Source organism: Pseudomonas sp. p50(2008) (assembly GCF_015351605.1).
GTDB lineage: Bacteria > Pseudomonadota > Gammaproteobacteria > Pseudomonadales > Pseudomonadaceae > Aquipseudomonas.
Genome location: NZ_JACMYF010000001.1, coordinates 161,951 through 188,531, shown reverse-complemented (window position 1 = coordinate 188,531; position 26,581 = coordinate 161,951). Strand labels below are relative to the sequence as shown.

Genomic DNA, 26,581 nt, shown 5'->3' with positions numbered 1-26,581 from the left:
GAAGCGGAGTATCTGTTTATGAAAGGACAATTTGCATGGGCGGTGGCGCTGTTGAGCATCGCCACCGCCAGCCTGGCTGCGGCACCGGCCGACCAGGTTGCACAGATCGGAAAAACCCTGACGCCGTTCGGCGCAATTATCGCGGGCAATGCCGATGGCAGCATTCCTCCCTATACCGGCGGCCTGACGCAGAGCCCGCCAGGCTTCAAGCCCGACAGCGGCTTCTGGGCCGACCCCTTCGAGGATGAAAAACCGCTGCTGCGGATCAACTCGAAAAACATGGAGCAATACGCCGACCGCTTGAGCGGCGGGCAAAAAATGCTGCTGAGTAAATTTCCCGACTACTACCTGGATATTTACCCGACCCACCGGACCGCGGCGTACCCGCAAGCGTTGCTCGATGCCTCTGTGCGCAACGCCAGTAACTGCCGCACGACCAAGGACAACCTCGCAGTCGATCCGGCATGCCGAGGCGGGCTGCCGTTCCCGCTTCCGCAGAACGGCAATGAAGTCATCTGGAATCAACAACTGCGCTACAAGGGAACGGGTTACACCACCACGGCTTCGTCCAACAGTTGGGTAGTGGATTCTCAGGGTTCGGTGACCAAGACCGCCGAGTCCGCGACCATGGAGGAGGCGCCGTACTACCAGACTCAACAGACCGATCGCGATCCGCAGTTGTACTACCGCGCCTGGGCACTGGACAGTTATCCGGCCCGCAGCGCCGGGCAACTGATCATCCTCGCTGACTACCTCGACCCGCAAAGCCAGCCACGGCGTGCCTGGAGCTACACCCCAGGCATGCGCCGCATCAAGTTGGCGCCGGAGTTCGCCTACGACACGCCGGTGCCCAACCAGGGCGGTGTGAACCTGTTCGACGAATTGCAGATGTTCTCCGGTAGCCAGGACCGTTTCGACTACAAACTGGTGGGCCGCAAGGAGATGTATATCCCGTACAACGCCTACAAGTTCTACTTCAGTTGCGGCCAGGAAGAACAGTTCAAGCCGCATCATGCCAACCCGGCTTGCGAGCGCTGGGAACTGCACCGGGTGTGGGTGGTGGAAGCGACTCTGAAACCGGGCAAACGCCACGTCTACAGCAAGCGCACCTACTACCTCGACGAAGACACGTTTGGTGCCGGCCTGTATGACGCCTGGGACCAGGGCGGGGTGCTGTATCGCGCGCTGTTCCAGAGTGGCGTGCAGCTGTACGACAAAAACCTGCCGTACACGGTAAAAAACGTCAGCTATGACTTCAACAAAGGCATGTGGTCTTTGCTCAACGATGGCCTCAAGGGCGGATATCGGGTGCACGACACGCCGTTATCGGAGCGTGACATGAAGCCTGAGTCGATTGTTTCCCAGGAGACCCAACGCTGATTTCATCGGTTGAACACGCATTTGCGGCCTGAGAGGGCCGCTTTTTTTTGTGCGGATTTTATAAAAGGTAGCCCTGCGACTCATATTTAAATGAACACATATTAGAAATGTGTTTATATTATTGAGGGTGCAGTTATCCCTTAAATTGATCCGGATGCCCTGCGAGCGGGTCGTTCGGTCTGCTGGCTAATTACAACAAGGAGAACGCCATGCTGATTGATGTCCACGCCCACTTGCTGACTGAGGGCATGCTGAACCGTCACGAGTTCTGGGGGCCATTCATGAAAGTGCAGGGGCTGACCGTGGGGCATTTTTCCCTCGGCACCAAGCAACCGGTCAAAGCCGCGACGGATGCCGAAGCGCAGGCCAATATCCTCGCGCGCATGAGCCACGCCAGCCGTCGCCAGCTGATGGCCGAGCGGGGTGTCGACAAACTGGTGATGTCCACGCCGTCTCATTGCTTTATGTATTGGGCGGGAGATTTCGCTAACGAATACGCGCGCATCTGCAATGACGAGTTGTCGGCATTTTGTCGGGCTGATCCCGACCACTTCGATTTCTGGTGCCACGCCAACCTCGCGGATCCGCTGAATGCGGCCAAGGAAATTGAACGCGCAGTGACTCAGTTGGGCGCCAAGGGTGTGTGCGTCGGCGGGGCCAACTTCAATGGCCTGGAGGCTCACGACGAACGCCTGTTCCCCGTCTGGGAAAAACTCACCCAGCTGGATGTACCGATCATGGTGCATGGCTTCAATCAGTCGATTTACTGGGGCGAAAAACACACGGACGACAAGTTTGAAACCACCTCCATCGTCGGTGACTGCGTCGATGAAACACTGTTCTTCTGGTACCTGATCTGCGGTGGCGCGCTGGATGTTTTCCCGACCTTGAAAACCTACATCACCCATGCCGGTGGCATGGCGGTTTTCCAGTTGGGGCGCCTGAGCGAACTGAACCGGGCCATGGCACCGGACTCGCGCAATCAGCGTCCGTTGATGGATTACCTGCAGAACTTTTACTTCGACCTTGACGTTCATGCGCCGGGCTTGCGTCGTGGCGTTGCCGAGGTGGTGGGGGCGGAGCGCCTGTTGTACGGCACTAACTTTGGCGGGGCCTACGACCATGGCGATCTGACCGAAGGCATCGGCTTGTCCGCTGAAGACCGCGAGCGGATTCGCAGCGGTAACGCGATCGAACTGCTCAAGCTGAAGGTGCCGGCCAACGCTGGTCGGGTGCTGACGCCGTGACGGATAGCTCGCTGGGGCGGCCCTACCCGCAGCGCAGCGGACGGTTGCCACGGCACCTGAGCGAAATTACCGCAGCCTGGCTAACTCAGCTATTGCAGCCGCGTTATCCGGGCGTCGAGGTGCTGGCGTTAACGGCAGTGGAAGTTCGAAACGGTCACACCACCAAATTCCGCGTCAGGCTTGAGTTGAATGAGGTCGGTCAGCACGCGGGTATTCCTGCGCACGTGTGCCTGAAGTCGAATTGGTCCGAGGGTTTCGAGAGCGGCGATATCTGTGAGCTGGAAGCGCGCTTTTATCATTTGGCGCACGGCTGGTCCGATGCGCCACTGCCAGACACCTATCTCACCGACTGGGACGCCGATGGCGGCGGTCGAGGCGTGGTGATGATGGAAGACCTTGGTCTGGCCGCCGGGAAATTTGGCCATAGCACCGATCACCTGGGCGTGGATGGCGTCGCTCGGGGGCTGGAGTCACTGGCGACGTTGCATGCTGCCACCTGGAACAGTCCGCAGCTACGGGGCCAGGGCTGGCTGCCGGTGTCGATGGCCAACCCGGTGGACTGCGACGGCCTGCTGCGTATGTACAACTACATCAAGGTCAATCTGCGCAAACCGGAGTACCAACGCCTGTTGCCGAAATGGATGTATGAGACACCGGAGTTGTTCAGCCATGCGTTTGATGAATTGGCAGCTTTCGAGCGCGAACAGTCGTCACCCAGCTGCCTGATCCATGGTGATTCGCATCAGGGCAACAGTTTTTTACGCAGCGACGGCCAACGTATCTGGCTGGATTGGCAACTGTCGAGGCGTGGCCGGCCATGGCGCGATATCGCCTATTTTATGCTGGGGGCCTTAACCGTCGAGGAACGGCGCGCCGATGCGCAACGCCTGCTGCGGGTGTACCGCGAAAAACTGATCAGCCTCGGTGCCGAAGGCGTGCTTGACCAGGACGCTGCCTGGGAACAGTTTCGCCGTTGGCCGGTTTGGGGGATGCAGACCTGGATGTCGAATATGGATGACTGGGGGCAGGACGGTTTGCCGATGGTGGAACGTTTCTTCGCCGCTGCAGAAGATTTTGATACCGTGCGTTTGCTCACACATGGGCGTAAGCCTCGCCGTACGCCGACACTGGGGCAGGGCGCGCGTCCGTTAACGCAGGCCTATCAACATCTACTGGAGGATTGAGAATGGTCGGGCAGGAAGAGTTGCGCTTGCAGGGTGCGGATAACTTTCGCAGCCTCAAAGGTATTCCCACCGGTTGTGGTCGTCGTATCGGCGACCATTACCTGTTACGGGCAGAACAGCTGGATCGACTGACCGCTGAAGACTGGCAGACCTTGCGGCGGATCGGCCTGACAACCGTCTGCGATTTACGCAGCGCCGCAGAGCGTGAGCGTTACCCGAGCGGCGTACCCGATTCGGCTATCGCGCAACTCCACCTGGAGGTGCTTGGTGATGTTCGTGCCGACCCACGGATTGCCGCCATGCTCGCTGATAATCCAGAGACTCAGGGCGCGCGAAACATGATGTTGGAGGTCTACCGGCAACTTCCGCACCTGTTGGCGCCGTTGTTGCCAGCGCTGTTCGAGCTGTTCTCTACCCGCAATGCATCGGTGCTCATTCATTGCACGGCGGGTAAGGACCGCACCGGGGTCGCGGTGATGTTGCTGCTGCACGCACTGGGCGTCGCACCGGAGCACATCATGGCCGACTATGTGCTCTCGGCACGTCGCTTCAGTCAGCTGGAGGTGGCGCGTCAGCAGGCCATGAGCACCACGGTGAGCCACCTGGTCGGCCAAGCGGTCAGCGAGGCGGCCATTGATGCAGTGCTGGATGCCCGTCCCGAGTACTTGAATGCTGCGTATGCAGTGATCGACGCCGAGTACGGTGGACTGGATCTTTACCTGCAGCGCTTCAGTGGTTTGAGCCAGAAAGGCTTGCAGACATTGCGCGATACCTTGCTGGTCGCCTAGGTCACGACTTCGGTCACTACCCGCGCGGGTTTCCATTGCGCCAATCCAATTCCCAGTAAAATCAATCCGCCTCCGACCGCGTGGTACAGGTGCAATGTTTCCCCCAGCAACACAATCGCCAACACCGCGGTAAATAACGGGACCAGGTTCATCAGCACGGCGGTTTTTTCTGGCCCCAGGGTTTGCAAACCACGCATCCACAAGCCGGGCGCCAGCGCTGAGGCAAACAGACCCGCGAACAACACCAGCGGGACATTTGCGGTTGTCAGGGCTATCGAAGGGGCCAGCACAAAGGGCGGCACCAACAGCAGGGTGCCGCAGATTATTTGCACGTAAAGGCTTTCCCAGGTCGGCAGGGGAATCTGCCAGCGCTTGACCAGCACGCAGTACAACGCGTACGACAGCGAGGCCAGCAACATCATCAATTCCCCTTGGCCAACCCCGTGTGCCCAGAGCGAGGGCAGGTCGCCTGCGGCCAGCAACCACGTCAGCCCGGCAAACGACACCAGAGCACCGACCAATAACGTCGCGGTCGGTTGGGTATTGAGCAGGGGAAAGGCGAGCAGCACGGTGAGCAGGGGCATGGTCGCCAGGATCAGGCCCATGGAAGTGGCGCTGACAGTGTGCGCGGCGAAATAGGCCAGCGACTGGTACAGCGACATGCCGAGCAAGCCCAGCAGCCACAACTTGGGCAGGTGCGGCCGAATCTGCTGCCGCAACCGCCAGACCTTGGGCAACATCACCGGTGACAACACCAGCAACGCGACCAGCCAGCGGTAAAAGGAAATGGCTGCGGGGTCAATCACCCCAACCGAAAGGCGATTGACCACGGTACTGGCGGCCCAGATCAGCGTGGCAAGAACAGGGAACAGCAAGTTCATCACGGGGGCGCCAACGTTGAGGGTGCGCACTACGCACCGGAGAGTTTGTCGATATGTTTTGGTGTTATTCGCTGGCAGCGTTACGTGCCGCAATCGTCGCGGCAAAATCGCGTTTGAGGGTTGGAAAGTAGGCAATCTGCCCACCCATGCCGCCGGCAATGTCAATCGAGGCGGCGCTGATGAAGCTGGCATATTCACTGGCCAGGAACAGCGCCATACCGGCAACGTCTTCAGGTTTGCCATAACGCCCGAGCGGTACCACCTTCATCACCATGGCGTCGAACTCCTCGCGACTGACGCCAGGTCCCATTTCCTTGTAGTGACGATCCCATTGACCGGTATCGATCCAACCCATGTTCAGGCTGTTGACCAGGATATTGTCTTTGGGCAGTGACATGCCCAATGAGCGGGAGAGGGCGATGCACGATGCGCGATTGATTACTGAGGGAATTCCGTCGGGCGTCGGAATCACCCCGGCCAAGGCGTTGATTTCGATGATCCGTCCCCAGCGCTGTTCACGCATGAACGGCACCACCGCCTGCACGAATCGGAAATGCCCCATCTGCAGAATGTTGGCATGTTCGAGGATGACTTCCGGAGTGAGGGTGTCGAGGTTGCCGCCACGGCCTTGACCGGCGTTGTTCACCAACACATCGACCCCGCCCCACGCGTGTGCAACTTCAGCAACAAACGCCTTGACCCCCTCACTGTCCGTCACGTCGACAGCCCGGGCAATCACCGCCTGGGCGTGTTCCGCAAGTTGCGCGCCGACTTCCCGGACGTCTGACGCACTACGGGCGCATATCGCTACCCGCGCCCCTTCAGCTGCGAATGCCCGGGCGATGGCCAGACCAATGCCCCGCGAAGCGCCCGTGATGATCACGCGTTTGGCACTCAAATCAATATTCATGGTGGCTCCTCTTGTTTTTCTTCTGGCGGTTCACTGCCGTTTTACCCGCGCAACGCCAGGCGTTCTGTGGGATGGCAGGGGCTATTGAAAGCCCAAAGCACAAAAGCGTCAAAGTTTATTTGAACGTTTATCTGTTTTGTGTGCAGTATTTACCGGCGAAACGCCTTTGCTGGAACGATTCTTCACCTTGACGGGTGTGAAATTCTATATGGAGAATGCAAATCTTTATGTGGAATTTTATTTTGTGATCCGTTACGGTGACTTTCAACTGAGGAGGAAAGTGGGTCTGGATGCGTGCCAGACCTCTTCAGCGGACTGTCCAGGCGAGACATTCAACGATATTGTGGGGTAGCGCATATCGCTGGAGCGACCGTTTGAACGCACATAGCGACTGAAAATAACAATAAAAGGTAGTGTGTATGAATCATAAGACCAAGCAGAGTCGGCTGGTACTGGCTCAAGGTGCGCTTACGCTGATGATGGTTGGCGGCTCTCAAGGCGTCATGGCGCTCTCTTTCGATCTGCCGAACCCTGATTATCGCCTGCGTTGGGACAACACGGTCCGCTACAACCTGGGCATGCGGACTGACAGTCAGGACAGTCGCATCATGAACACGCCGAACTTCGACGAGTCCGACGGCAAGTTCGATAAAGGCGACATTGTTACAAATCGTCTCGATGTGTTGAGCGAACTCGACTTTTCCTACCTCAACGAGTGGGGTGGACGCCTCAGTGGTGCCGGCTGGTTTGACCAGGCCTATAACGATCACGATGTGAAAAGTAACGTTCCCGGCTACGCCACCAGCTATCACAACAATCGTTACAGCGACGAAGTGAAGCGCTACATGAACGGCCCGTCGGGAGAGATTCTCGATGCCTTTGTCTGGCGCAACTTCAACATCGGCGACACACCGGTCAACGTGAAAGTCGGTCGTCACACCAACTATTGGGGTGAAAGCCTGTTGTTCGGCGCTCACGCCGTGTCCTACTCCCAGGCCCCCAGCGATGGCGTGAAAGCCTCGACCAGCCCGGGTATCGAAACCAAGGAAGTGTTTCTGCCGGTGGGGCAGATCTCGGCCAAGGCCCAGGTCACTGATCACCTTTCGGTTGCCGGTCAATACTTCTACGAATGGGAGCCCACGCGCATTCCTTATGGGGGTACCTATTTCGGCGCGGCCGACCCTTTGTTCGAAGGTCCGGACCAACTGCCGGTAGCGCCTAACGGAGCGACGTTGCAGCGTCAGGATTCGCGCTTCGGTCGCGATGGCAAAAACTGGGGCGTGATGGCCAAACTCAACGTTGAAGAAGTCGAATCGACGTTCGGCGCCTACTATCGCCAGTTCGACGACTACCAGCCTTGGCTGGCCCCACAGGTCAAGGCAGCGCTGGGTTCGTACCGGGTTGTTTACCCGCGTGGCGTGAAGCTGGCAGGCGTCAGTTTTGCTCGGGTTTTCAACACGGTTGCGGTCGGCTCTGAACTGTCCTACCGCATGAACGGTGCCTTGAATGCCACTGGCGTCAGCGCGCTGGACGACGAAGGCCCGCGCGGCGACACCATTCACTTTATTGCCAACGCCGTTTACGGCGTGCCGCGTAACTTCATTTCGAACAACGCGACCCTAGTGGGTGAGTTCGCCTACAGCCACCTGGATCGCGTGACTGAACACGAAGAGCTCTATAAAGGTGTCGGAAAAGCCGCTTGTACCAATGCCAGAACGCCAGGTATCGCCGGGTCCGGCAGCGAGTCGGATGGCTGCTCCTCGAAAGATTATTATGCGGTCGCGGTCAACTACACTCCGCAATACATCTCGATCTTCCCCTCCTGGGACATGGATGTACCTCTCACCGTCAACTACGGCCTGCATGGCAACGCACCAACAGCCGGTGGCGGCAGCGAAGGCGCGCTGGCTTACTCCGTCGGCGTCAAACTCACTTATGCCCAGCTGTATGAGTTCGGCCTGCGTTATGCCGACACAGCGGCCCAACCGAAGAACCTGGCCAATGGCACCGTCGCCGGTAACGGCAACGTAGGCGGTGAAGACCGCGGCTGGCTGGCTTTTACCTTCAAGACCTCCTTCTGATAAATCAAACAAGAATCGGAGAACGTGTTCATGAAACGTCCACTTGCATTAACTGCCGTCCTGATGAGTTTTGCGACCTGTAGCCTCACAGCCGCCGCTGCTGGCGACGCCTCGGACCTGGGTAAGAGCCTGACGCAGTTCGGAGCGATTCAGGCCGGTAACGCCGATGGCACGATCCCCGCTTACGAGGGCGGCCTTACCACCGCTCCGGCGGGTTTCAAGCCCGACAGCGGGTTTTGGGTTGATCCGTTCAAAGATGAAAAGCCACTGTTTCGCATTGACGCCAAAAACGTCGACAAGTATGCGGACAAGCTCAGTGAGGGGCAGAAAACCCTGATCAAGAAATACCCGACTTACTACATCGACATTTACCCAAGCCATCGCACGACTGCCTATCCCAAAGCGGTACTCGATGCCACCGTGCGAAACGCCAGCAGCTGCGCGATCCAGAAAGATGGCCTGGCCGTTGATCCATCTTGCCGTGGCGGCCTGCCGTTCCCGATTCCGAAGACCGGCAATGAAGTGATGTGGAACCAGCAGGTGCGCTACAAAATCGGCACCGGCTACTCGACCACGACTTCGTCCAACAGCTGGGTAGTCGACGCCAACGGCTCGATCACCAAGACCGCTGAACAGGCGACATTCGAAGAAACCCCGTACTACCAGGTGACTCAGGCGGATCGCGATCCACTGATGTACGCACGAGTGTTCTCGCGCAACGACTATCCGGCGCGGCGCTCCGGTGAAGTGGTGGTGCTCACTGACTTCCTCGATCCATTGGCGAAGGCCCGTCGTTCGTTCAGTTATTCCCCAGGCCAGCGCCGGGTAAAACTCGCACCGGAATTTGCCTTTGATACACCCGTTGCCAGCCAGGGTGGCGTGACGCTGTTCGACGAACTGCAAATGTTTTCCGGGAGCCAGGACCGCTTTGACTACAAGCTGGTCGGTCGCAAGGAAATGTACATCCCGTACAACGCCTACAAATTCTACTTCGGCGTCGGCAAGCAGGAAGACCAGTTCATGCCGCACCACGCCAACCCGGCGAACGAGCGTTGGGAGCTGCATCGGGTGTGGGTCGTGGAAGCCACGTTGAAGCCGGGTATGCGCCACGTCTACAGCAAACGCACCTACTACCTGGATGAAGATACTTTCGGCGTCGGCCTGTATGACGCCTGGGACAAGAGCGGCGCGTTGTATCGCTCGATCTTCCTCAGCGGCGTCCAGCTCTACGACAAAAACATTCCCTATAACGTGAAAAACGTCGTGTATGACTTCAACAAAGGCATGTACGCGTTGCTCAACGATGGTTTGAAGGGCGGCTACAAGTTCATCGACAAACCACTCTCCGAGCGTGACATGAATCCTGAAGCCATTGTGGCTCGGGTCACCCAGCGCTGATGTGATTTCGCCTGTCCTGCCTGCCGGTTTGCGCATCAAGCCGGGCAGGCAGAACAGGTGTGTTTGCCACGCGGGATGGTTAAGGAATAAAAATAATGACTAGCCCTTGCCCTGCTTCTTTTCTTCTCTGCACTTCGCGTCTGCTCCTGGCAGTCGCGTTTGCGGTCGGCGCGAGCTCATTGCTGACGACGCCTGCCTACAGCGCCGTCGCGTTGTCGGCCGATTCGCTCGACGTGCCGGCGCAGCGGATCGATGAACACCTGCCCGCACCCTTGCTGTCGGTCGCCACAGCGGGCGACGCGATGATTGGCGTCGGCCTGCACGGGTTGATCCAGCGCTCCATCGATGAGGGCCGCACCTGGCAACAGGTCGATAGCCCGGTGTCCAGCGATCTTGTGCAAGTGCGGTTTCGCGACGAGCGTCATGGCTGGATCGTCGGTCACGATGCGGTGGTCATGCACACCACCGATGGCGGTCAAAGCTGGCAAGTGCAGCTCGACGGGCGCCGCTTGTTGACCTTGCTCAACGCTTACTACGGCCCACGGGCCGAACAAGGTGATGAAGCCGCAGCCCAGATGCTTAAGGAAGTGGCTATGGCCGCCAGTACCTCGGCGACGCCGGACGTGTTGGCCGCACCCTTTCTCGATGTGATGTTCGATGAGCACGGCAACGGATTTGCCGTGGGTGCCTTCGGCATGTTGTTGCACAGCACGGATGACGGCCAGAACTGGCAGCCGTGGACCGAGCGCAGTGATAACGATCGGCGCATGCACCTGTATGGACTGGCGGAACAAGCGGGCACTTTTTACATCGGCGGGGAGCAGGGTTTGCTGCTGCGTCTGGATGGTCCGCAACAACGTTTCGTGAAAATCGATACGCCCTACACCGGCACTTACTTCGGCGTCCGCGCCTTCGACGGTCTGCTGCTGGCGTACGGGCTGCGCGGCAACCTGTTTGCCAGCCGTGATGACGGCCAGCAATGGCAGCCTGTGGCAACCAATCTCAATAGCAGCCTGGTCAGCATTGTCGAGCAGGGTGATGCCTTGATCGTCGTGAGCCAGGGTGGGCAACTGGTCAGCGTTGACCGGCAGAGTTTGCAGGTCACCCCGCTGGCAGATGCGCGGGTAGGCGAGGTGTATGCAGCCAGTGCCACCAAACAGGCTGGGAGCCTGCTTGTCACGCGCTTCAGCGGCGCCAAGGTCATCGATATCGCCCAGGCCAACTAAAGCCCCCGGCACGATTCCCCTACGAGAAAGAAAAAATGGTCGAGCAAAAATTCAACAGCGGGATGCCAGTGATTGCCAACCTGGAGGACTTTGACAAAAACTCCGGTGGCTGGTTTGAACGGGTCATATTCCGTCATCGCATGGTGGTCGTCGTTGCCTGCTTGCTCGCCACTGTGGTGCTGGGCTTCTTCGCTACACGGCTGCAAGTCAATGCCAGCTTCGAAAAAATGATTCCCAGCTCCAGCCCTTACATCAAGAATTACCTGGCGTATAAAAACCAGTTGCCAGGCCTGGGCAACAGCATTCGCGTCGTGGTGGAAAACAAATCCGGTGATATCTACGACGCCGACTATCTGCTGGCGCTGCAAAAGGTCAACGACACCCTGTACCTGATTCCAGGCATCGACCGCTCCTGGATGAAATCGCTGTGGATGCCCATCGTTCGCTGGAAAGAAGTGACGGAGGAGGGCATTGATGGCGGTGCGGTCATGCCATCGGATTACGACGGCAGTGACAAATCGATCACGGCCTTGCGCCGCAACATTATGCGTTCCGGGATCATTGGCAACCTGGTGGCGAACGACGGCCGGTCGAGCATGATTGTCGCGCCGCTGCTCGATACCAATCCGCAGACCGGACAACCCCTGGATTACGGTGATTTTTCCAAGCAACTGGAAGCGCAGATTCGCTCGCTGGAAAGTGACAAAGTGGGCATCCACATTGTGGGTTTCAGCAAGCTGGTGGGCGACCTGATCGACGGCCTGTATTCGGTCATGCTGTTCTTTGGCGCATCGGTACTGATCGCCGGGTTGTTCGTCTATTTCTATACACGCTGCCTGCGCAGTACCTTGCTGCTGGTGAGCGTGGCAGTGGCGGGGGTGGTGTGGTTGCTGGGTTTGATGCAACTCCTCGGCTACGAACTGGACCCTTACTCCATCCTGGTGCCGTTCCTGATTTTTGCCATCGGGATCTCCCACGGCACGCAAAAAATGAACGGCATTCTTCAGGACATTGGCCGTGGCACCCATAAATACATTGCTGCGCGCTATACCTTCCGCCGCTTGTTTCTCACTGGCTTGACTGCGCTCCTGACCAATATCGTTGGTTTTGCCGTGCTGGTGATCATTGATATTCCGGTGATTCGCGACCTGGCACTGACCACCAGCATTGGTGTCGCCGTGCTGATTTTCACCAAGTTGCTGCTGATTCCGGTGGCGTTGTCGTACCTGGGCGTCAGTAAGAAAGCCGCGCGTATCGCCATCGCCAAAGATCAGGCCGGCGCAGAAAACCGCGGTTTTCTCGGGCGTCTGTGGAGCGGCCTGGATCGCTTCACCGAACGGCCGATGGCCACGGCGGTGATTGCCGTATCGCTGGTGGTGACGCTGATTGGCAGCGTGGTGATGATGCACCTCAAGGTCGGTGATCTGGATCCCGGTGCACCGGAGTTGCGTGCGGATTCGCGCTATAACCGCGATAACGCCTACATCACCAGCCACTACGGACTTTCCAGTGACCAGTTCGTGGTCATCATGAAGACCAACGAAGACAGCTGCCGTCTGTACCAGTCGCTGCAAAGCATGGACAAACTGGCCTGGCGCCTGCGCCAGACGCCTGGTGTACAAACCACCCAGTCGCTGGCCGAAACCGTGCGCATGATCAGCTCCGGCATGGCTGAAGGCAGCCCGAAATGGTTGAGCATCAGCCGCGACCAGGCGATCACCAACTCGGCGGTGGATGCCGCGATGATTTCTGCACCGGGCATCACCAACCAGCAGTGCTCGGTCACTCCATTGATCGCCTACCTGGCTGATCACAAAGCCGACACACTGAGCCGGGTGTTGAAAGTTTCTGAAGAGTTCGCCAAGGAAAACAACACACCCGCTGGCGCCGAGCAGCCTGTGGAATTCCTCCTGGCTGCGGGTAATGCCGGGATCGAGGCCGCCACTAACATTGAGGTAGAGAAGGGCATCATCACCATGTACCTGGCCGTGTATGGCGCTACGGCCTTGCTCTGCCTGCTGACCTTCCGCAGTTGGCGCGCAACCCTGGTGGCGCTGATTCCTTTGCTGATGACTACGATCATCTGCAAGGCGCTGATGGTCTGGTTGGGGATCGGCCTGAAAGTAGCCACCTTGCCGGTAATCGCCGTGGGTGTCGGTGTCGGCGTGGACTACGCGCTGTATCTGCTCAGTGTGCAACTGGCGGTGCAGGAACGCGGTGGAAGCCTGGCGGTTGCGTATCGCCGCTCGCTGGATTTCACCGGTCGGGTCGTGGCGCTCGTTGGCCTGACCATGGCCGCCGGGGTGATTACCTGGGCCTGGTCGCCGATCAAGTTCCAGGCGGACATGGGCATTCTGCTGACCTTCATGTTCCTGTGGAACATGCTCGGTGCGCTGGTGCTGATCCCGGCCCTCTCGCATTACCTGCTCAACCCGAAAGGCAACTCCAAGGCCGGCGTGACCCTCGATCTGGAGGACGCGCGCGCCCAACAGGAACCGCGCAAACCCGCGGCCAGCGCACCTGCACCCCAATTGACCGAGCTCGCCTTACCCCGGCGTGTCCGCTGACTAATAGCCGGGCACAGACCTGGCTGGCAACTGCAAGGAGAGAACAATGTTCGAGTTATTGATGAGTGCCGACATGATGGTTCCGGACCCGGACGGCATGACGGAAATGTTGGTCGACAAGCTCGGCATCTACAAACACGAACGCTGGCGCCAGGCGTTCGATAATCACCCGTATATTGCGCATTTCCTGCGGGTACACAAATCCCTCGCGGTGTCGCCTACGCGCATCGAACCGCAGTGGCACCTGGATCGGCCGAACCCCGGTGATCCGTTGTTCCATGACTTTCTGGAAAGCCTGAAGGATTTCCAGGGGCATCATCGGCCGATGATCACGCACTCCATCGTGCTGGCCCTGCACGGGGACAAGTTCGACGCGCTGGTAGACAAACTGATGCGTCGTCGCTTGCCTTTCCGCATGGCGCAGCGCACCCCGGAAATGCCCTTCGACCGCTTATGGCTGGGTGCCACTCCCGAGCAACCGTATTACCAGCCCACGGTGGATGGCGGTTTGTGCATTGAGATCATGCCGACCGAGCCTTTGCAGATGCCGCCGGAAACGTATCAGTTGCCACCGATGCAGCCGCGTGATCTCAAGCCCGGCGACATGGTCCGCGTCACCGCCCGTGGCTTCCTGGTACGCGACCTCGATGAAACCCTGCGTAAGGTCTCGACCAACCTCGATTGGGAACCGAGCGGGCCGGTCGAGAGCATCGGCAGCGAAGGTTACCGCCGTGCGCGTATGGGTTTCACCGTGCCGAACAGTGCCACCCTCGATGTCCTCGAGGCGACCTACTGGAACACCGACGCCGGCCACTACGTCAATAACTGGGGGCCGGGTCCGTACTACATCCGCATCGGTGTCAACGATCTGGCTGCCAAGGCCGAGGATCTGCGGTCACGCGGCACGCGGTTCCAGTGGATCGAATCCTCCGAGGCCGTCGGCGGCCGTGCGTTGATCAAGATAGACCCACAAGAACTCAATGGCCAGGTCTTCGAGTTCGAGGAGTGCCCTGTATGAGCACAGCGCAAGAACCGCAGTCTCCCGTTTTGATCAACGATGCGGTGCGCCTTGAGCGTGATGCCATGGTGGGTTGGGTGGTACTGACCCGGCCCCGGCAGATCAACGCCATCAACGACGATATTCGTCAGGGCGTGCCGCAAGCACTGGCGCTGTTGCAGCAAGACCCGGACATTCGCGTGATCGTGATTCGCGGGGAAGGTGAGCGAGGCTTTTGTGCGGGTGCTGATATCAAGGAGCGTCGTGGCCCGGAATCGAGCCTGCAAGTGCGGCAGCGCATGGAACAGGTGCGCTGGATCGAAGCGCTGGATGGCATCAGCAAACCGGTGATCGCTGCCATTCATGGTTATTGCATGGGCGGTGGGTTGGAACTGGTGCTGGCGTGTGACATCCGCTTCGCCGCGCCCGATGCCGTGTTCGCCCTGCCGGAAACCGGCCTGGGGCTGATTCCCGGCGGCGGCGGTACGCAACGACTGTCCCGAGTGGTGGCGCCGGGTCAGGCATTGGACATGTTGCTCACCGGTGACCGGGTGGGCGCCGAACAAGCGCAGCGCATTGGTCTGGTCAGCCGCCTGGCCAGCGACAACGCCAGCCTGCTGGACGAAGTACGGGCCTTTGCTCAGCGCATCGCCGTCAAACCACCCACCGCGTCGGCGTTTGTCAAACAGGCAGCACGGGCGGCGCTGGACATGGACCTCAAACGTGGCCTGGACCTGGAGCTTGATCTGTTCGCCTTGCTGGCCCCGACCAAGGATGCCCGCGAGGCGGCCCAGGCGTTCAGTGAACGGCGCGAACCGCGATTTACCGGCGAGTAAAGCGCCACTCAAAACAATAAGGAACAGAGCATGAGCACAGGAAAACTGGCAGGACGAGTGGCCATTATTACCGGCTCCGGTGGCGGCCTGGGCGCTGAGTGCGCACGGGTGCTGGCGTCGCATGGTGCAAGTATTGCGGTGGTCGATATCAATTTCGAGGGGGCCACAGCTGTGGCCCAGTCACTCCTCGCCGAGGGGCATCAAGCCTTGGCGATCGCCACCGACGTCTCCTCGGAAGACGCCGTGCGCGCGATGGTTGCTCAGGTTAAACAGCATTTCGGCCGTATCGACATTCTGCACAACAACGCGGCGATCCTGAACGCCGAGCAACGTCAGCTAGACCGCGATTTCGTCAACCTCGACATGCAGGCCTGGGACCGCGCCATCGCCGTCAACCTGCGTGGCGCGGTGCTGTGCACCAAGCATGTGATTCCGGTCATGCTGGAGAACGGCAAGGGCTCGATTATCTTCGCCACCTCGGGTCTGGGCATGCAGGGCGATATGTCCCTGACCGGCTACGCCACCTCCAAGGCGGGGCTGATGATGCTGCCGCGCATGGTCGCCTCGCAATACGGCAAACAAGGCATTCGCGGCAACGCCGTGCAGATCGGCCTGGCGCCTTCGGAACACGCCATGCCTGAACCCTTGCTCGACATCCTGCGCGACAACCACTGCACTGCCGAGCTGGGCACGCCTCGGCAGATTGCCGATGTGGTGGCGTTCCTGGCCAGTGACGAATCCTCATTTGTCACGGGCACCACGCTGGTCGCTGATGGTGGTTTCAGCAGCCACACCCCCTCCCTGGTGGCGATGCGCGCGCTGTTTGCGCAGATGGGCCGCACCGGCATGTAACCCTTGCCCGGCGCATCCCGTGCGGTGCGCCGCGGCTGATCTTTGCCGCCATAGCCGCCGCGCGCCGCTGTGGTTGAACTCGACTTGGAATTAATTGATGAACCAGAACCAAAATGCGAGCACTACGGATTTTGATGTGATCATCGTCGGCGGTGGCACCAATGGCCTTTCGGCTGGCTGCTACCTGGGCCTGGAAGGCAAGAAGGTGCTGGTTCTGGAGGCATTGGACAAGGTCGGCGGGATGGCCTCCTCGGGTTACCTGATACCCGAAGCGCCGCAGCATCTGGTTCATCCCTGTGCCCTGGACATGATGTCGATGCGCGTGCATTCCCATGTGCCAGCGGAGCTGGGACTTGATCGACACGGTTTCAAATCGATAGAGCTTGCGCCGGGGTATGTGTACTTGCATCCGGATGGCCAATCTCTGATCTTCTGGCGCGATCGCGAGAAAACCGCCGCCGAGATCCGCCGGTTCAGCAGCAAGGATGCCGAGGCGTTTCTGCAGTTCATGAAAGTCATCGACATGTTCCTCGATATCGCGCTGCCGATGATGCGTGTCGACCCGGCCAAAACAAACCTCGGCGTGAAGCTGAAAATGCTTGGCACCGCCATCAAACACAAAGCGCTGAAACCCGAGCTGATGGCGCTGATGACAGGCTCCGCGTTGCAGGCGGCACGTGAGCGCTTCGAGCATCCGGTGACCATTTCCGCGATGTGTGCACTCACTGGGCTGGCAGGGGATATCAGCGCCGATGGCGGTGGCATCTATTACGCCTTGCTCGGTTTCCTTCATCGTTTTGGCGTGGGCCGGGTATTGGGTGGCATGCAGCAGTTGAGCAATGCCATGCAGACTCGACTGGAAGAGCTGGGCGGGCAAGTGCTGGTGTCGGCCAGCGTCAGTGAAATCGTTGCCAGGGACGGTCTGATCAAAGGCGTGAAACTGGCTGATGGTCGTCAGTTCACCGCACGTGCGGTCATTGCCGGCTGCCACCCCAAGCCGGCGTTGGACATGGTTACCCGTGGTGAAATCCCTCAACACCTGCTGACCCGTATCGCCATGGCACCTGCTAACGGCAGAGGGTCGGGACCATTGAAGGTGGATGTTGCCCTGCGTGGGCAGATTTCTTTGCCGCGTTTTGCTGCCATTCGCGGCGATGGCGTGGATTTGCGTAAAACCGTCATGCTGATCGGCACCGAAGAAGCCGTGCTGGAAAACTTCGCCGCCTGCGCCCGTGGTGAAGTACCGAAGTTGCCCTATATCACCGTGGCCGCACCCAGTGCGGCCGACCCTTCACAAGCGCCAACCGGGCAGGATGTGTTGTACATCTATCCGCCGGTGATGCCGGTGAATCCCAATGAAGGTTGGGACGCGCTGCGTGAGCGGGTGGCCGACCAGGTGCAGGAACAGCTGTATGACTACATCGATGGGATCGAGGGGCAGGTGATTGGCCGACATATCGAGGCTGCTCCGGATTTTACTGCGCGCTTGAACACGGTGAATGGCTGCGTGGTGCATATCGACACCACCTCGATGCGCTCGAGCACCATGCGCCCGGCGTACGGTTTGGGAGGCGATACCTTGCCGGTGGCGGGACTGTATTTAGGGAGTGCCGGCATTCATCCGGGCGGTGGGGTAAACGGCATGGCCGGGCGGTTGGCGGCCAAGCGGGTGAGCAAGTATTTGCGTAAAAAGGCTGACTGAAGCGGGTCGCTGATTCCAAGCCCCTAAGCAACCCCCCCCTGTGGGAACAAGCCTGCTTCCACAGGGAAAGCTCATTGGGCGAGAGTGTGTGAACGGTGCTTAAACGCCGTCGACGTTTTTTTCTGCGCCCAGCGAAATACTCGCCAGCACAAAATCCGCCGAGTACTGACGCCAGGTGGCCATGCCTTGCTCCGAGTCCGTATCCAGCCCGGCAAGTGCCGACATCGAATAGCGGTTGGTGAACCAGCCAGTAGTCACCAGCGAAGCGCTGGCCAACAACAGGCGCGGGTTGATGTCTGCGCGAAAATCACCACTGGCCGCACCCCGCAACAAAATCGCGTCGAGCTTGGCGATCAGCTTCGGTGCCATTTCCAGAAAATGGTTGCGAGGTGTTTCGTGGGTGTCATGGTAGCGAATGCCTTCCAGCGCCAGGCTGCCGAGGAAGGGGTCCAGACGGTACTGGTCAAAAAAATGGTTGAGCACGGCGCGCATCGCCACTGGCGGTGAAAGCTCTTCGACATTGAGGTTGACCAGCTCGGACATGATGTTGTCCGAAGACTCATCCAGTACCGCTACAAACAGGCCTTCCTTGGAGTTGTAGTAGTGGTAGACCAGCTGTTTGGTAACGCCGGCTTCCCGGGCAATTTCTTCCACGCGCGCACCGGCCAGGCCTTTTCTGGCGAACTCCACGCGCGCTGCCGCGAGCAGGCGATTCATCGTATTGCGTTTGCCCTGTTCGCCACCTTCTCCTGCCTTTACCGCCACCTCGTCCTCCTCATGCCAGTTTTGGCCAGGTTATTCACACCTTGAAGCATTTCCCCGGGGGCCTTCGTTTGACCCCAAGTCAAACGAAGCGGACTACCGGCGCAGACACAACCACATACCATGGGTCGGCAGCCGGACAATCTTGGTGTGCAAGAAGAATAAAAACAAGACAGGAGCTCCTGATGAGCAACGAAAGCGCAGCACTGGACCTGGCAACCGCATACTCCGCTGTGTCGGACATGTATCGGGGCACCGACCTGGATATTCACGCGGTGTGCCGCGAGCAACGGCTGAAATCGCCCATCTATGAAGGCGACTTCATCACCCAGTTTGGCGTGCCGACGAATGCCGGCACCCAGCAGGGCACTCGCCCGACCTTCGCCTTGTTCAAATACCAGGATGTAATGACTGTCCTGCGCGATGGTGCGACCTATACCAGCGGTTTTATTGCCGAAGGTCTTGGCGCGTTTTTCGATGGTTTGATCATTCTTGCCATGGACGGTGACGAGCACCGTAAGGTGCGCGCCTTGCTGCAACCGGCCTTTATGCCGGAGACCGTGAACAAGTGGCGCCCGCAGATCGATCAAGTGATTCGCGAGGAGTACATCCAGCCGATGTTGCCGGCAAAGAAGGCCGACTTGATGAAGTTCGGCCTCGAGCTGCCGATTCGCGTCATGTACGCTTTGATGGGCTTCCCCTCGGATGAGCCCTCCAAGTACAAGCAATACGCCGCGTGGGCCTTGGCCATTGTCGGCGGCAACCAGATTGACCCGAGCAAAATGGTTGAAGCGCGACGTCAGGCCGGCATCGCTGTCAAAGGTCTGTACGACGCGCTTGCCGAGGTGGTGGTGCAACGTCGTGCCGAGGGCAGCCAGGGCGATGATGTGGTCGGGCGTTTGCTGCGCGCGGAGTACGAAGGGCGCACGCTGGATGACCACGAGGTGATCACCTTCACTCGCTCGCTTTTGCCAGCCGCGGGCGAAACCACCACGCGCATGTTTGGCTCGGTAATGACTTTGCTCTTGACCACGCCCGGCTTGCTGGAACGCGTCAAGGCCGACCGCTCATTGATCGGCAAGCTGATGGACGAAACCACGCGCTTTGAACCCGTGGCCACTTTCAAGGTGCGCGAAACCGCCCGGGAAGTGGAATTTCACGGCGTGAAAATCCCCAAGGGTTCGTTCGTCCAGTGCATGGTGGTGTCCGCCAACCGCGACGAAGATGCGTTTGAAAACCCTGAGGTATTCGACATTGATCGCAAGCCAAAACCCTCCTTTGGTTTTGGCTTCGGCCCGCACATGTGTATCGGTCAGTTCGTCGCCAAAGTGGAAATCAGCTGCGCTGTCAACGCCATCCTCGACCTCTTTCCCAACTTGCGACTCGACCCGAGCCAACCCGTCCCGCAGATCGGCGGAGCGCAATTGCGAGGCGTGTCCACGCTCCCGGTGATCTGGGACTGAATCACGCTGTAATCCCGTTTCCCTGCCTCAACAAAAACAACAGAGGGCATCATGAGAACGTTTAAAACCATTCCAGAACGCGGTGATTTCGGCTTTCAACAACTGGTTGGGCCGCACAAGGTCACCGGCGCTTCGATGTCAGCCGAACGCGGCTTCTTCGGCCTGCACCTGAGCAAAAGTTCGCCGTTCGGTTCTGTGCGCGATGAGCAAGGCAACATTTACTCATTCGTACGGTCGCTGATGGCGCCCAATGGCACCCCCAACCCAACCAAGTTCTTCTACCTGAACAATCACGTCGATAACGTCAACCTGCGCATGGACCACGAAAAAATGGCCCGCCAGGCGCTGACACCACTGCCGGTACACAGCCTGGAAGGCGATGTCGCACGTTGGGCCAGCCACCCGGGCGAACCCGGCAACTCTTGGGAGATCACCGCCAGCAGCGAACGCCTGACCTGGAAGGAAGAAGGCCTGTTTCACCTCGAAGGCCGACTGCTTGGCCCAGGTTTGCAGTGGTACCTGCCAGGCGTGGAATGGGGCACCTTTTATGTTTCGCAGTTGTGGGATATCGCCGGTGTCTGCGAGGGGCGTCCGGTGAAAGGCGCCATGGCGCTGGACCAGTTCTACATGGCCGAAGGCGGCGCCATTCACTTCAAGAAAGACTTGGTGGTGAACAACAACAAGCATGTGATCTGGTGGTCCTTCGTCACCGTTTATAAAGATGGCACCTGGGATACCGGCTCTTTCATGGTCGGTCACGACCACTTGGGCTACGCCATTTTCAACAATGAAAAAGGCGAGGTTCGGGTCACCACCGATATCGAAGGAAACACCGAACACAAGGACGGAAGCTACTTCCTCAAATCCGCGAAAATCGTGCTGGAAGGCAAGGAAGAGTGGGAGTTTTTGCCTGATGAGAAGGGCGAGATGATCGACTTCGTCGGTGGCTTCCCGATCACTGCGCAGCAGGAAGGCCGTTGGCGTCGGGTTGGCGATACCCGTGAGCCTTCACACTGGCTGGGCTGGGGTGAATCGGACCGGCGTAATGGCTCGGCCCGCAATGTGCCAGGCAAAGACCTGTAAACAGTTGACCGAAACCTTTACCCCTGTAGGAGCTGCCGAAGGCTGCGATCTTTTGACTTTGACTTTTGAAGGCAAGATCAAAAGATCGCAGCCTTCGGCAGCTCCTACAGGGGAGCGTACGCGTTGTATCAGTAGCCTCCACCAATAACAACAATGAGGAATCACGATGAAATTCCGCGACAAAGTCGTGCTGGTCACCGGTGCAGGTCGAGGCATGGGTCGCGCCATTGCCCTGGCCTATGCCCGAGAAGGCGCCAAGGTGGTGGTGTCGGCACGCACCGCTCGATACGGTGAAGAAACGATCGCACAGATCAAGGCCCTGGGCGCGCAAGCCTGCCTGGTCGGTGGCGACATCGCCGACCGCGAGGCGATCAAGTCAATGGTGCAAGATGGTGTAGAGCACTTTGGTGGCCTGGACATCGTGGTGCATTGCGCTGCCGATACCAGTCACGGGCTGATCGCCGAAATGGCCGATGATACGTTTGATCACATCGTTCGCAGCAATATTCAATCGTTGTTCTGGTTGGCCAAGGACTGCGCACCTTATCTGTCGAAAGCAGCCGACAAAGGCCGGCTGATTTTCATCTCGTCCGGCGAAGCCAACCGCAAATACACCCCTCGCCTGATTGCCTATGGTTCCAGCAAAGCCTTCATGAATGCCTTCGCCCGCGGCCTGGCGGTGGAATTCGGTGCCATGAATATTCTGGTCAACGTCGTCGAGCCCGGACTGATCGGCACTGATCACATGCTCGAAACCCTGGGCAATGAACTGCCGCATAAACTCGCTGCACATTTCCCGGTAGGGCGTCTGGGCGAGTCCGCCGACATTGCCAACGCCGTGCTGTTTCTGACCTCCAACGAGGCTTCCTATATCACTGGCACTTCGCTGCTGGTGGATGGCGGCGCCACCATGATCGCGCTGCCCAAGGTCGAAGAAATCCTCAAGGGCCATTAATCAACCCGCACGTCCGCGATGGGAGTCAGGTCATGACATCGGATACACGCAGTAGCAACACCACGGCCCACGCCGGCAATGATTTTTCCGAGTTCAAGCGCGGCTGGCGCGTGGTTGTCCTGGGCCTGTTTGGCATCTGCACCAGTATTACCGCTGCGTTGCTGTACGCCTTCGGCACCCTGGTGATTCCGCTGGAACAGGCGTTCGGCTGGAGCCGGGGCGACTTGCAGGCCTCCATCACCTTTCTGTTCGCCGGTGTGGCGATTTCCACGCAACTGGTCGGCTGGCTGTACCGTCGGTTCGGGCTGCGCCGGGTAGCGATTGTTTCGATCGTGCTGCAGATCGTCGGTTACTTTGCGATCACGCGGATTGAGGGTTCGATCGGCTGGTTGTACCTGGCGTTTTTCAGCATGCCGATCATTTGTGCCGGAACCATTGCGATCACCTGGACGCAACTGGTCAACCTCTGGTTCGAGCGTAACCGTGGTTTGGCGCTGGCCGTGATTCTGTGTGGCACCGGGCTGATGGCGATGATTCTGCCACCGCTGTTGTCGCGGCTGATTGCCGCCTACGGTTGGCAAGCCGGGTTTATTGCGCTGGGGGCGATGCCTTTGTTGTTTACGTTGCCCTTGTCATTGATGTGGCTGCGCATGCCGGCGCTGCTCACCAGTCCTGACGCGACAACGCAGAAGGAACTTCCGGAGCTGTCCGGCATGTCCTTCAAACAAGCAGTGCGCTCAGGGATGTACTGGGGCTTTAACGTTGCATTGATATTGTCGGTGTCGTTGACCGTCGGCATGGTCACCAACATGGTGCCGATGCTGCAAAGCAAGGGCCTGAGTGCGCAGCAAGCCAGTCAGATCTTCAGTACCTTTGGTATTTCCATCATCGGCGGGCGCTTGTTGGTGGGTTATCTGCTGGACCGCTATTCACCTTCAGTAGTGGCCGCCGTGAGCCTGGCGCTACCCGCATTGGGCTGCGCGATCTTTCTCTTTGGCGGGGCGCAAAACACACCGTTGCTGGTGCTGGCGACCCTGTGCATCGGCGCCAGTGCCGGAGCTGAGTTCGATCTGGCGGCATTCCTGATGGCGCGCTATTTCGGCTTGAAAGACTACGCGCGGATATTTGGTCTGCACCTGTGCCTGATCACCATTGTCTCCGGTCTGGTACCCATGCTGTTCGGCCATCTCTATGACCTGTACGGCAGCTATTCCGCTGTGCTGGTGTGCTGTTTCTGCTGCGCCATTGTCGGCCCGACCATTCTGCTGTGGTTGAGAATGGAGCCAAAATTCCTCGCCCGTCAGCAAAACCTCCAGCTACGACCACATGCCTGAACCCACTTGAGGATGAACGTGAAATGAGCATGGACAAACACACCATCGAGCACTTTCTGCACGGGCAGATCGACTGCTGGAACCGGGGCGACAAAGACGGCTTTTTCGCTCACTACCGCAGCGTCTCGGCCAACGGCTTGAGTATCGAATACGTCGGCAAGCCCCAGGCCGATGCCTGGCAGGTACTGGAAGGCATGTGGGCGCAGCAGCAACCGAAGATTCGCGTTGAAGTGCGCCAGTGCATCGTCAATGGCAATGAAGCGGCGTGCCATCACCTGAACGCCTTTCGCGAGCAGGAAGGCGGTATCGAGACGATCGAGTTGTATCGGTTTGAAGAAGGAAAGTTGTCCGTACGTTACTTCATCAACCAGTAATCGTTGCGCACAGCCTTGTCAGAAAGGCTGTGCGCGTCGTCGCCTAGACGCCATCGGTGGAATGGGACAGCTGCTGCCATTGCTCGATTTCCGCGAGCATCCTGTTGAGCTTGTCGCTGACCTGCTGATAAGCGTCTGAACCCGCCAGGTAACGCAACGGTGGATGTTCGCTGTTGGCCAGGAGCACCAGCGCATCGCCCAGTTTAGCCGGGTTGCCGGTTTGCTGATGGTTGTAGGCGGCCGAAGCGCCTTTGACCTTGGCGGTGAATGCAGCGTAATCCTCCAACCCGCGTGTACCGAAGACCGCGGAGCTGGGGTCGAGAAAGTCGGTACGGAAAACCCCGGGCTCCACCAGCGTGACCTTGATCCCGAACTGCGCCACTTCCTGGGCCAGGGATTCGGAAAAACCTTCCACAGCAAATTTAGACGCGCAGTACAGCGCCGCACCACCCATCCCGACCATGCCACCCATTGAAGACACGTTGAACACCCGGCCACTGCGTTGCTGACGCATGACAGGCAGCACGGCGCGGCAGACGTTGAACACACCGAACACATTGGTCGCGAACTGCTGGTCGGCGTCGCTGGCGAAATTGTCTTCAAACGGCGCCAGTTGTCCATAACCGGCGTTGTTGACCAGCACATCGATTCGGCCAAAACGCGCCACGGCAGTTTCTACGGCAGCCAGTGCCTGGGCTTCGTCGGTCACATCCAGGGCCACTGCCAGCACGCGTTCGCCGTACTCGGCAAAGACAATTTCCAGCGGTTCGATACGCCGGGCGCTGACCACCACGCTGTCACCATCAGCCAATGCGGCTTTGGCAATGGCAGCACCCAAGCCTCGGGCCGCACCGGTAATAAACCAGACTTTGTTCATTGCATCGCTCCAGTCGTTGTGCAAAAAAATGCCGCGTCAGCTTTAAGGCGGGCGCGGCAGCGGGTGTGAAAGATCAGTACGACGTTCAGTCGCGGTTGGCCGCTTCCCAAGCTTTCAGATCGAACCCGTCAGTGGCGGCCTCAACTGCCGTCAGCTTGGGCGCGCGAGCAAGAATCTTGCGCGCCGCCATGTGATCGCCCATGCGATTGCAGGACTCCACGGCCACCAGACGGTCATTGCGGAAACACAGCACAGACGCTTGATGTTCTTCGACTGAACCGAGCACGACGGTACTGTCATAGCCATGCGAGAGTCCGGCGATCTGCAGTTTCAAGTTGCCTTGATCGGTCCAGAACCAGGGCAGGGCGCTATAAGGTGCCGGTTTACCCATCAAGCGTGCAGCCACTGTGCGGGCCTGGTCGATGGCGTTCTGCACCGACTCGAGGCGGGTGTGTAACTCATTGTTTTGCAGGCACGGGAAGCTGGCGACATCGCCTACCGCGGAAATTTGCGGGTCAGAGGTCAGCAGGCTGGCGTCCACCTTGATGCCGTTCTCGATGTCCAGACCGGCTTCAGTCGCCAGCTGCGCATTGGGAATCACACCGATACCAAACACCACCAGGTCAGCAGGGAGTGCACGTCCGTCACCGGTTTGTACCGCGCACACCTTGCCGTTATCGCCGTCGATGCGGCTTAAACCCTGGCGGAAGTCAAAATGGACGCCCCACGCTTCATGGGCCTGGCGAAACAATTCCGACATTTCCCGCGACACGGCACGAGCCATGGGACGCTCGCCCAGCTCCAGTACGTGCACATTAGCCCCTAGGGCAGCGGCCACCGCCGCAAACTCGAGGCCGATAAACCCGGCTCCAATCACCACCACGTTGCGCGCTTCTTTCGCCAGCGGCGCCAGGGCGTCGGCATCGGCTTTGGTTTTGATACCGAACACTTGCGGCAACTCTGCGCCGGGAACCGGCAGGGGGCGGTTGTGGGCTCCGGTCGCCAGTACCAGATGGTCGTAACTGACAGCAGCACCCGAGGCTAACACCACGCGTCGGTTCAGGCGGTCGATCGCGGTCGCCTGGTCATGCAGCAGTTCAATGCGCTGGGTGGTGTAGAAATCAGCAGGACGAAACAGCAGATTGGTCGCCTGGATCTTGCCGAGCAGATAGGCTTTGGACAATGGCGGGCGCTGGTAGGGCAGGCCTGGCTCATCGCCGATCAGGGTGATGCGCCCGTCAAAGCCTTCCTGGCGCAGGGAGGCAGCGACCTGAAATCCGGCCTGGCCAGCACCGACGATAACGACTGAGGCGAGGGTCATGGGAACTCCTTCACGCGCATTCAGAATTGCGACGACGGCAGGTGCAAAACCATGCCGTCCATGTCTTCGCTGATGATCATTTGACAGCTCAAGCGGCTGCTGTCGCGACGTTCGAAAGCGTACTCGAGCATGTCGTTCTCCATGCCTTCCGCCGCTTGCACCTTGCCCAGCCAGGCCTCGTCGACATAGGTGTGACAGGTGGCGCAACTGCAGGCACCACCGCAGTCGGCAGAAATACCCGGCACCGAGGCGAAGGTCGCGGCTTGCATCACCGACTGGCCGATGTCGCCTTTGACTTGATGGGCGGTGCCGTTGTGTTCAATAAATGTCAATGTGGGCATGTTCTGCTCCGATTCTTGTTAG

The 26,581-nt window shown here is 59.0% G+C and carries 23 protein-coding genes; 17 read left to right on the top strand and 6 right to left on the bottom strand.

Annotated elements, in window-relative coordinates; translation table 11 throughout:
- Positions 1 to 18: 18 nt before the first annotated feature.
- From H7698_RS00815 to H7698_RS00800, 4 genes are all read left to right on the top strand, one after another.
- Positions 19 to 1,380 (top strand): DUF1329 domain-containing protein, encoded by a 1,362-nt coding sequence (locus H7698_RS00815; protein WP_020300821.1) that lies wholly within the window; start codon positions 19 to 21, stop codon positions 1,378 to 1,380.
- 209 nt (positions 1,381 to 1,589) lie between these two features.
- Positions 1,590 to 2,627 carry an amidohydrolase family protein gene (locus tag H7698_RS00810; protein ID WP_020300820.1) on the top strand — a complete coding sequence of 346 codons (1,038 nt, stop codon included), beginning with the start codon at positions 1,590 to 1,592 and terminating at the stop codon, positions 2,625 to 2,627.
- Complete coding sequence (locus tag H7698_RS00805) at positions 2,624 to 3,811, top strand: phosphotransferase (protein ID WP_082643858.1); 1,188 nt, start codon at positions 2,624 to 2,626, stop codon at positions 3,809 to 3,811. The genes H7698_RS00810 and H7698_RS00805 overlap by 4 nt, the downstream gene beginning before the upstream one ends.
- Positions 3,812 to 3,813: 2 nt before the next feature.
- Entirely contained in the window at positions 3,814 to 4,599 is a 786-nt protein-coding gene (locus H7698_RS00800; protein ID WP_020300818.1) for a tyrosine-protein phosphatase, read from the top strand.
- On the opposite strand, the gene H7698_RS00795 is transcribed toward H7698_RS00800, so the two are convergent.
- Both H7698_RS00795 and H7698_RS00790 read right to left on the bottom strand, forming a co-directional pair.
- A complete protein-coding gene (locus H7698_RS00795; RefSeq protein WP_020300817.1) occupies positions 4,596 to 5,480 on the bottom strand; it encodes a DMT family transporter in 885 nt (294 codons plus the stop codon). The two genes, H7698_RS00800 and H7698_RS00795, sit on opposite strands and share 4 nt — an antisense overlap.
- A gap of 64 nt (positions 5,481 to 5,544) precedes the next feature.
- Complete coding sequence (locus tag H7698_RS00790) at positions 5,545 to 6,390, bottom strand: SDR family oxidoreductase (RefSeq protein WP_020300816.1); 846 nt, start codon at positions 6,388 to 6,390, stop codon at positions 5,545 to 5,547.
- Positions 6,391 to 6,809: 419 nt separating this feature from the next.
- Here H7698_RS00790 and H7698_RS00785 point away from each other — a divergent pair, with 419 nt between their 5' ends.
- The 8 genes from H7698_RS00785 to H7698_RS00750 all read left to right on the top strand — a co-directional run bounded on the left by H7698_RS00785 (position 6,810) and on the right by H7698_RS00750 (position 18,049).
- Positions 6,810 to 8,471, top strand: coding sequence for a DUF1302 domain-containing protein (locus tag H7698_RS00785; protein ID WP_126588874.1), 1,662 nt, complete (start codon positions 6,810 to 6,812; stop codon positions 8,469 to 8,471).
- Positions 8,472 to 8,501: 30 nt separating this feature from the next.
- Positions 8,502 to 9,869 carry a DUF1329 domain-containing protein gene (locus H7698_RS00780; RefSeq protein WP_020300814.1) on the top strand — a complete coding sequence of 456 codons (1,368 nt, stop codon included), beginning with the start codon at positions 8,502 to 8,504 and terminating at the stop codon, positions 9,867 to 9,869.
- Positions 9,870 to 9,964: 95 nt separating this feature from the next.
- Positions 9,965 to 11,095 carry a WD40/YVTN/BNR-like repeat-containing protein gene (locus H7698_RS00775; RefSeq protein ID WP_020300813.1) on the top strand — a complete coding sequence of 377 codons (1,131 nt, stop codon included), beginning with the start codon at positions 9,965 to 9,967 and terminating at the stop codon, positions 11,093 to 11,095.
- A gap of 35 nt (positions 11,096 to 11,130) precedes the next feature.
- Positions 11,131 to 13,662 carry an efflux RND transporter permease subunit gene (locus H7698_RS00770; protein WP_020300812.1) on the top strand — a complete coding sequence of 844 codons (2,532 nt, stop codon included), beginning with the start codon at positions 11,131 to 11,133 and terminating at the stop codon, positions 13,660 to 13,662.
- 46 nt (positions 13,663 to 13,708) lie between these two features.
- Positions 13,709 to 14,680 carry a hypothetical protein gene (locus tag H7698_RS00765; RefSeq protein WP_020300811.1) on the top strand — a complete coding sequence of 324 codons (972 nt, stop codon included), beginning with the start codon at positions 13,709 to 13,711 and terminating at the stop codon, positions 14,678 to 14,680.
- Positions 14,677 to 15,495 carry an enoyl-CoA hydratase/isomerase family protein gene (locus tag H7698_RS00760; RefSeq protein WP_057005042.1) on the top strand — a complete coding sequence of 273 codons (819 nt, stop codon included), beginning with the start codon at positions 14,677 to 14,679 and terminating at the stop codon, positions 15,493 to 15,495. The genes H7698_RS00765 and H7698_RS00760 overlap by 4 nt, the downstream gene beginning before the upstream one ends.
- Before the next feature lie 30 nt (positions 15,496 to 15,525).
- Positions 15,526 to 16,347: an SDR family NAD(P)-dependent oxidoreductase gene (locus H7698_RS00755; RefSeq protein ID WP_032904481.1), complete on the top strand. Its 822-nt coding sequence runs from the start codon at positions 15,526 to 15,528 to the stop codon at positions 16,345 to 16,347.
- A gap of 97 nt (positions 16,348 to 16,444) precedes the next feature.
- Positions 16,445 to 18,049: a phytoene desaturase family protein gene (locus H7698_RS00750; RefSeq protein WP_020300808.1), complete on the top strand. Its 1,605-nt coding sequence runs from the start codon at positions 16,445 to 16,447 to the stop codon at positions 18,047 to 18,049.
- A 99-nt stretch (positions 18,050 to 18,148) separates the two neighbouring features.
- Here the strand turns inward: H7698_RS00750 and H7698_RS00745 are convergent, their stop codons facing one another.
- The gene (locus H7698_RS00745) at positions 18,149 to 18,814 is read right to left on the bottom strand and encodes a TetR/AcrR family transcriptional regulator (RefSeq protein WP_020300807.1); all 666 of its coding nucleotides are present in this window, start codon (positions 18,812 to 18,814) and stop codon (positions 18,149 to 18,151) included.
- Positions 18,815 to 18,996: 182 nt separating this feature from the next.
- On the opposite strand from H7698_RS00745, the gene H7698_RS00740 reads away from it, so the two are divergent.
- The 5 genes from H7698_RS00740 (at position 18,997) to H7698_RS00720 (ending at position 24,020) form a co-directional block, all read left to right on the top strand.
- On the top strand, positions 18,997 to 20,274 hold the full coding sequence (locus tag H7698_RS00740) for a cytochrome P450 (protein ID WP_194690347.1): 1,278 nt from the start codon (positions 18,997 to 18,999) through the stop codon (positions 20,272 to 20,274).
- A gap of 51 nt (positions 20,275 to 20,325) precedes the next feature.
- Entirely contained in the window at positions 20,326 to 21,357 is a 1,032-nt protein-coding gene (locus H7698_RS00735) for a hypothetical protein (protein ID WP_020300805.1), read from the top strand.
- Between the two features lie 166 nt (positions 21,358 to 21,523).
- Positions 21,524 to 22,312, top strand: coding sequence for an SDR family NAD(P)-dependent oxidoreductase (locus H7698_RS00730; protein ID WP_020300804.1), 789 nt, complete (start codon positions 21,524 to 21,526; stop codon positions 22,310 to 22,312).
- 32 nt (positions 22,313 to 22,344) lie between these two features.
- Positions 22,345 to 23,646, top strand: a complete 1,302-nt coding sequence (locus H7698_RS00725) for an MFS transporter (protein WP_126588876.1) — start codon at positions 22,345 to 22,347, stop codon at positions 23,644 to 23,646.
- A gap of 23 nt (positions 23,647 to 23,669) precedes the next feature.
- Complete coding sequence (locus H7698_RS00720) at positions 23,670 to 24,020, top strand: nuclear transport factor 2 family protein (RefSeq protein WP_020300802.1); 351 nt, start codon at positions 23,670 to 23,672, stop codon at positions 24,018 to 24,020.
- Positions 24,021 to 24,063: 43 nt separating this feature from the next.
- On the opposite strand, the gene H7698_RS00715 is transcribed toward H7698_RS00720, so the two are convergent.
- The 3 genes from H7698_RS00715 to H7698_RS00705 form a co-directional block, all read right to left on the bottom strand.
- Positions 24,064 to 24,897: an oxidoreductase gene (locus H7698_RS00715; protein WP_020300801.1), complete on the bottom strand. Its 834-nt coding sequence runs from the start codon at positions 24,895 to 24,897 to the stop codon at positions 24,064 to 24,066.
- An 85-nt stretch (positions 24,898 to 24,982) separates the two neighbouring features.
- Complete coding sequence (locus H7698_RS00710; protein ID WP_020300800.1) at positions 24,983 to 26,218, bottom strand: NAD(P)/FAD-dependent oxidoreductase; 1,236 nt, start codon at positions 26,216 to 26,218, stop codon at positions 24,983 to 24,985.
- Positions 26,219 to 26,238: 20 nt separating this feature from the next.
- Positions 26,239 to 26,559, bottom strand: a complete 321-nt coding sequence (locus H7698_RS00705; protein ID WP_020300799.1) for a 2Fe-2S iron-sulfur cluster-binding protein — start codon at positions 26,557 to 26,559, stop codon at positions 26,239 to 26,241.
- Positions 26,560 to 26,581: the final 22 nt, after the last annotated feature.

Coding starts and splice junctions, on each gene's coding strand:
- H7698_RS00815 (WP_020300821.1), top strand. CDS start 19: ATGAAAGGACAATTTGCATGGGCGGTGGCGCTGTTGAGCATCGCCACC.
- H7698_RS00810 (WP_020300820.1), top strand. CDS start 1,590: ATGCTGATTGATGTCCACGCCCACTTGCTGACTGAGGGCATGCTGAAC.
- H7698_RS00800 (WP_020300818.1), top strand. CDS start 3,814: ATGGTCGGGCAGGAAGAGTTGCGCTTGCAGGGTGCGGATAACTTTCGC.
- H7698_RS00795 (WP_020300817.1), bottom strand. CDS start 5,480: ATGAACTTGCTGTTCCCTGTTCTTGCCACGCTGATCTGGGCCGCCAGT.
- H7698_RS00790 (WP_020300816.1), bottom strand. CDS start 6,390: ATGAATATTGATTTGAGTGCCAAACGCGTGATCATCACGGGCGCTTCG.
- H7698_RS00785 (WP_126588874.1), top strand. CDS start 6,810: ATGAATCATAAGACCAAGCAGAGTCGGCTGGTACTGGCTCAAGGTGCG.
- H7698_RS00780 (WP_020300814.1), top strand. CDS start 8,502: ATGAAACGTCCACTTGCATTAACTGCCGTCCTGATGAGTTTTGCGACC.
- H7698_RS00775 (WP_020300813.1), top strand. CDS start 9,965: ATGACTAGCCCTTGCCCTGCTTCTTTTCTTCTCTGCACTTCGCGTCTG.
- H7698_RS00770 (WP_020300812.1), top strand. CDS start 11,131: ATGGTCGAGCAAAAATTCAACAGCGGGATGCCAGTGATTGCCAACCTG.
- H7698_RS00765 (WP_020300811.1), top strand. CDS start 13,709: ATGTTCGAGTTATTGATGAGTGCCGACATGATGGTTCCGGACCCGGAC.
- H7698_RS00760 (WP_057005042.1), top strand. CDS start 14,677: ATGAGCACAGCGCAAGAACCGCAGTCTCCCGTTTTGATCAACGATGCG.
- H7698_RS00755 (WP_032904481.1), top strand. CDS start 15,526: ATGAGCACAGGAAAACTGGCAGGACGAGTGGCCATTATTACCGGCTCC.
- H7698_RS00750 (WP_020300808.1), top strand. CDS start 16,445: ATGAACCAGAACCAAAATGCGAGCACTACGGATTTTGATGTGATCATC.
- H7698_RS00740 (WP_194690347.1), top strand. CDS start 18,997: ATGAGCAACGAAAGCGCAGCACTGGACCTGGCAACCGCATACTCCGCT.
- H7698_RS00735 (WP_020300805.1), top strand. CDS start 20,326: ATGAGAACGTTTAAAACCATTCCAGAACGCGGTGATTTCGGCTTTCAA.
- H7698_RS00730 (WP_020300804.1), top strand. CDS start 21,524: ATGAAATTCCGCGACAAAGTCGTGCTGGTCACCGGTGCAGGTCGAGGC.
- H7698_RS00725 (WP_126588876.1), top strand. CDS start 22,345: ATGACATCGGATACACGCAGTAGCAACACCACGGCCCACGCCGGCAAT.
- H7698_RS00720 (WP_020300802.1), top strand. CDS start 23,670: ATGAGCATGGACAAACACACCATCGAGCACTTTCTGCACGGGCAGATC.
- H7698_RS00715 (WP_020300801.1), bottom strand. CDS start 24,897: ATGAACAAAGTCTGGTTTATTACCGGTGCGGCCCGAGGCTTGGGTGCT.
- H7698_RS00710 (WP_020300800.1), bottom strand. CDS start 26,218: ATGACCCTCGCCTCAGTCGTTATCGTCGGTGCTGGCCAGGCCGGATTT.
- H7698_RS00705 (WP_020300799.1), bottom strand. CDS start 26,559: ATGCCCACATTGACATTTATTGAACACAACGGCACCGCCCATCAAGTC.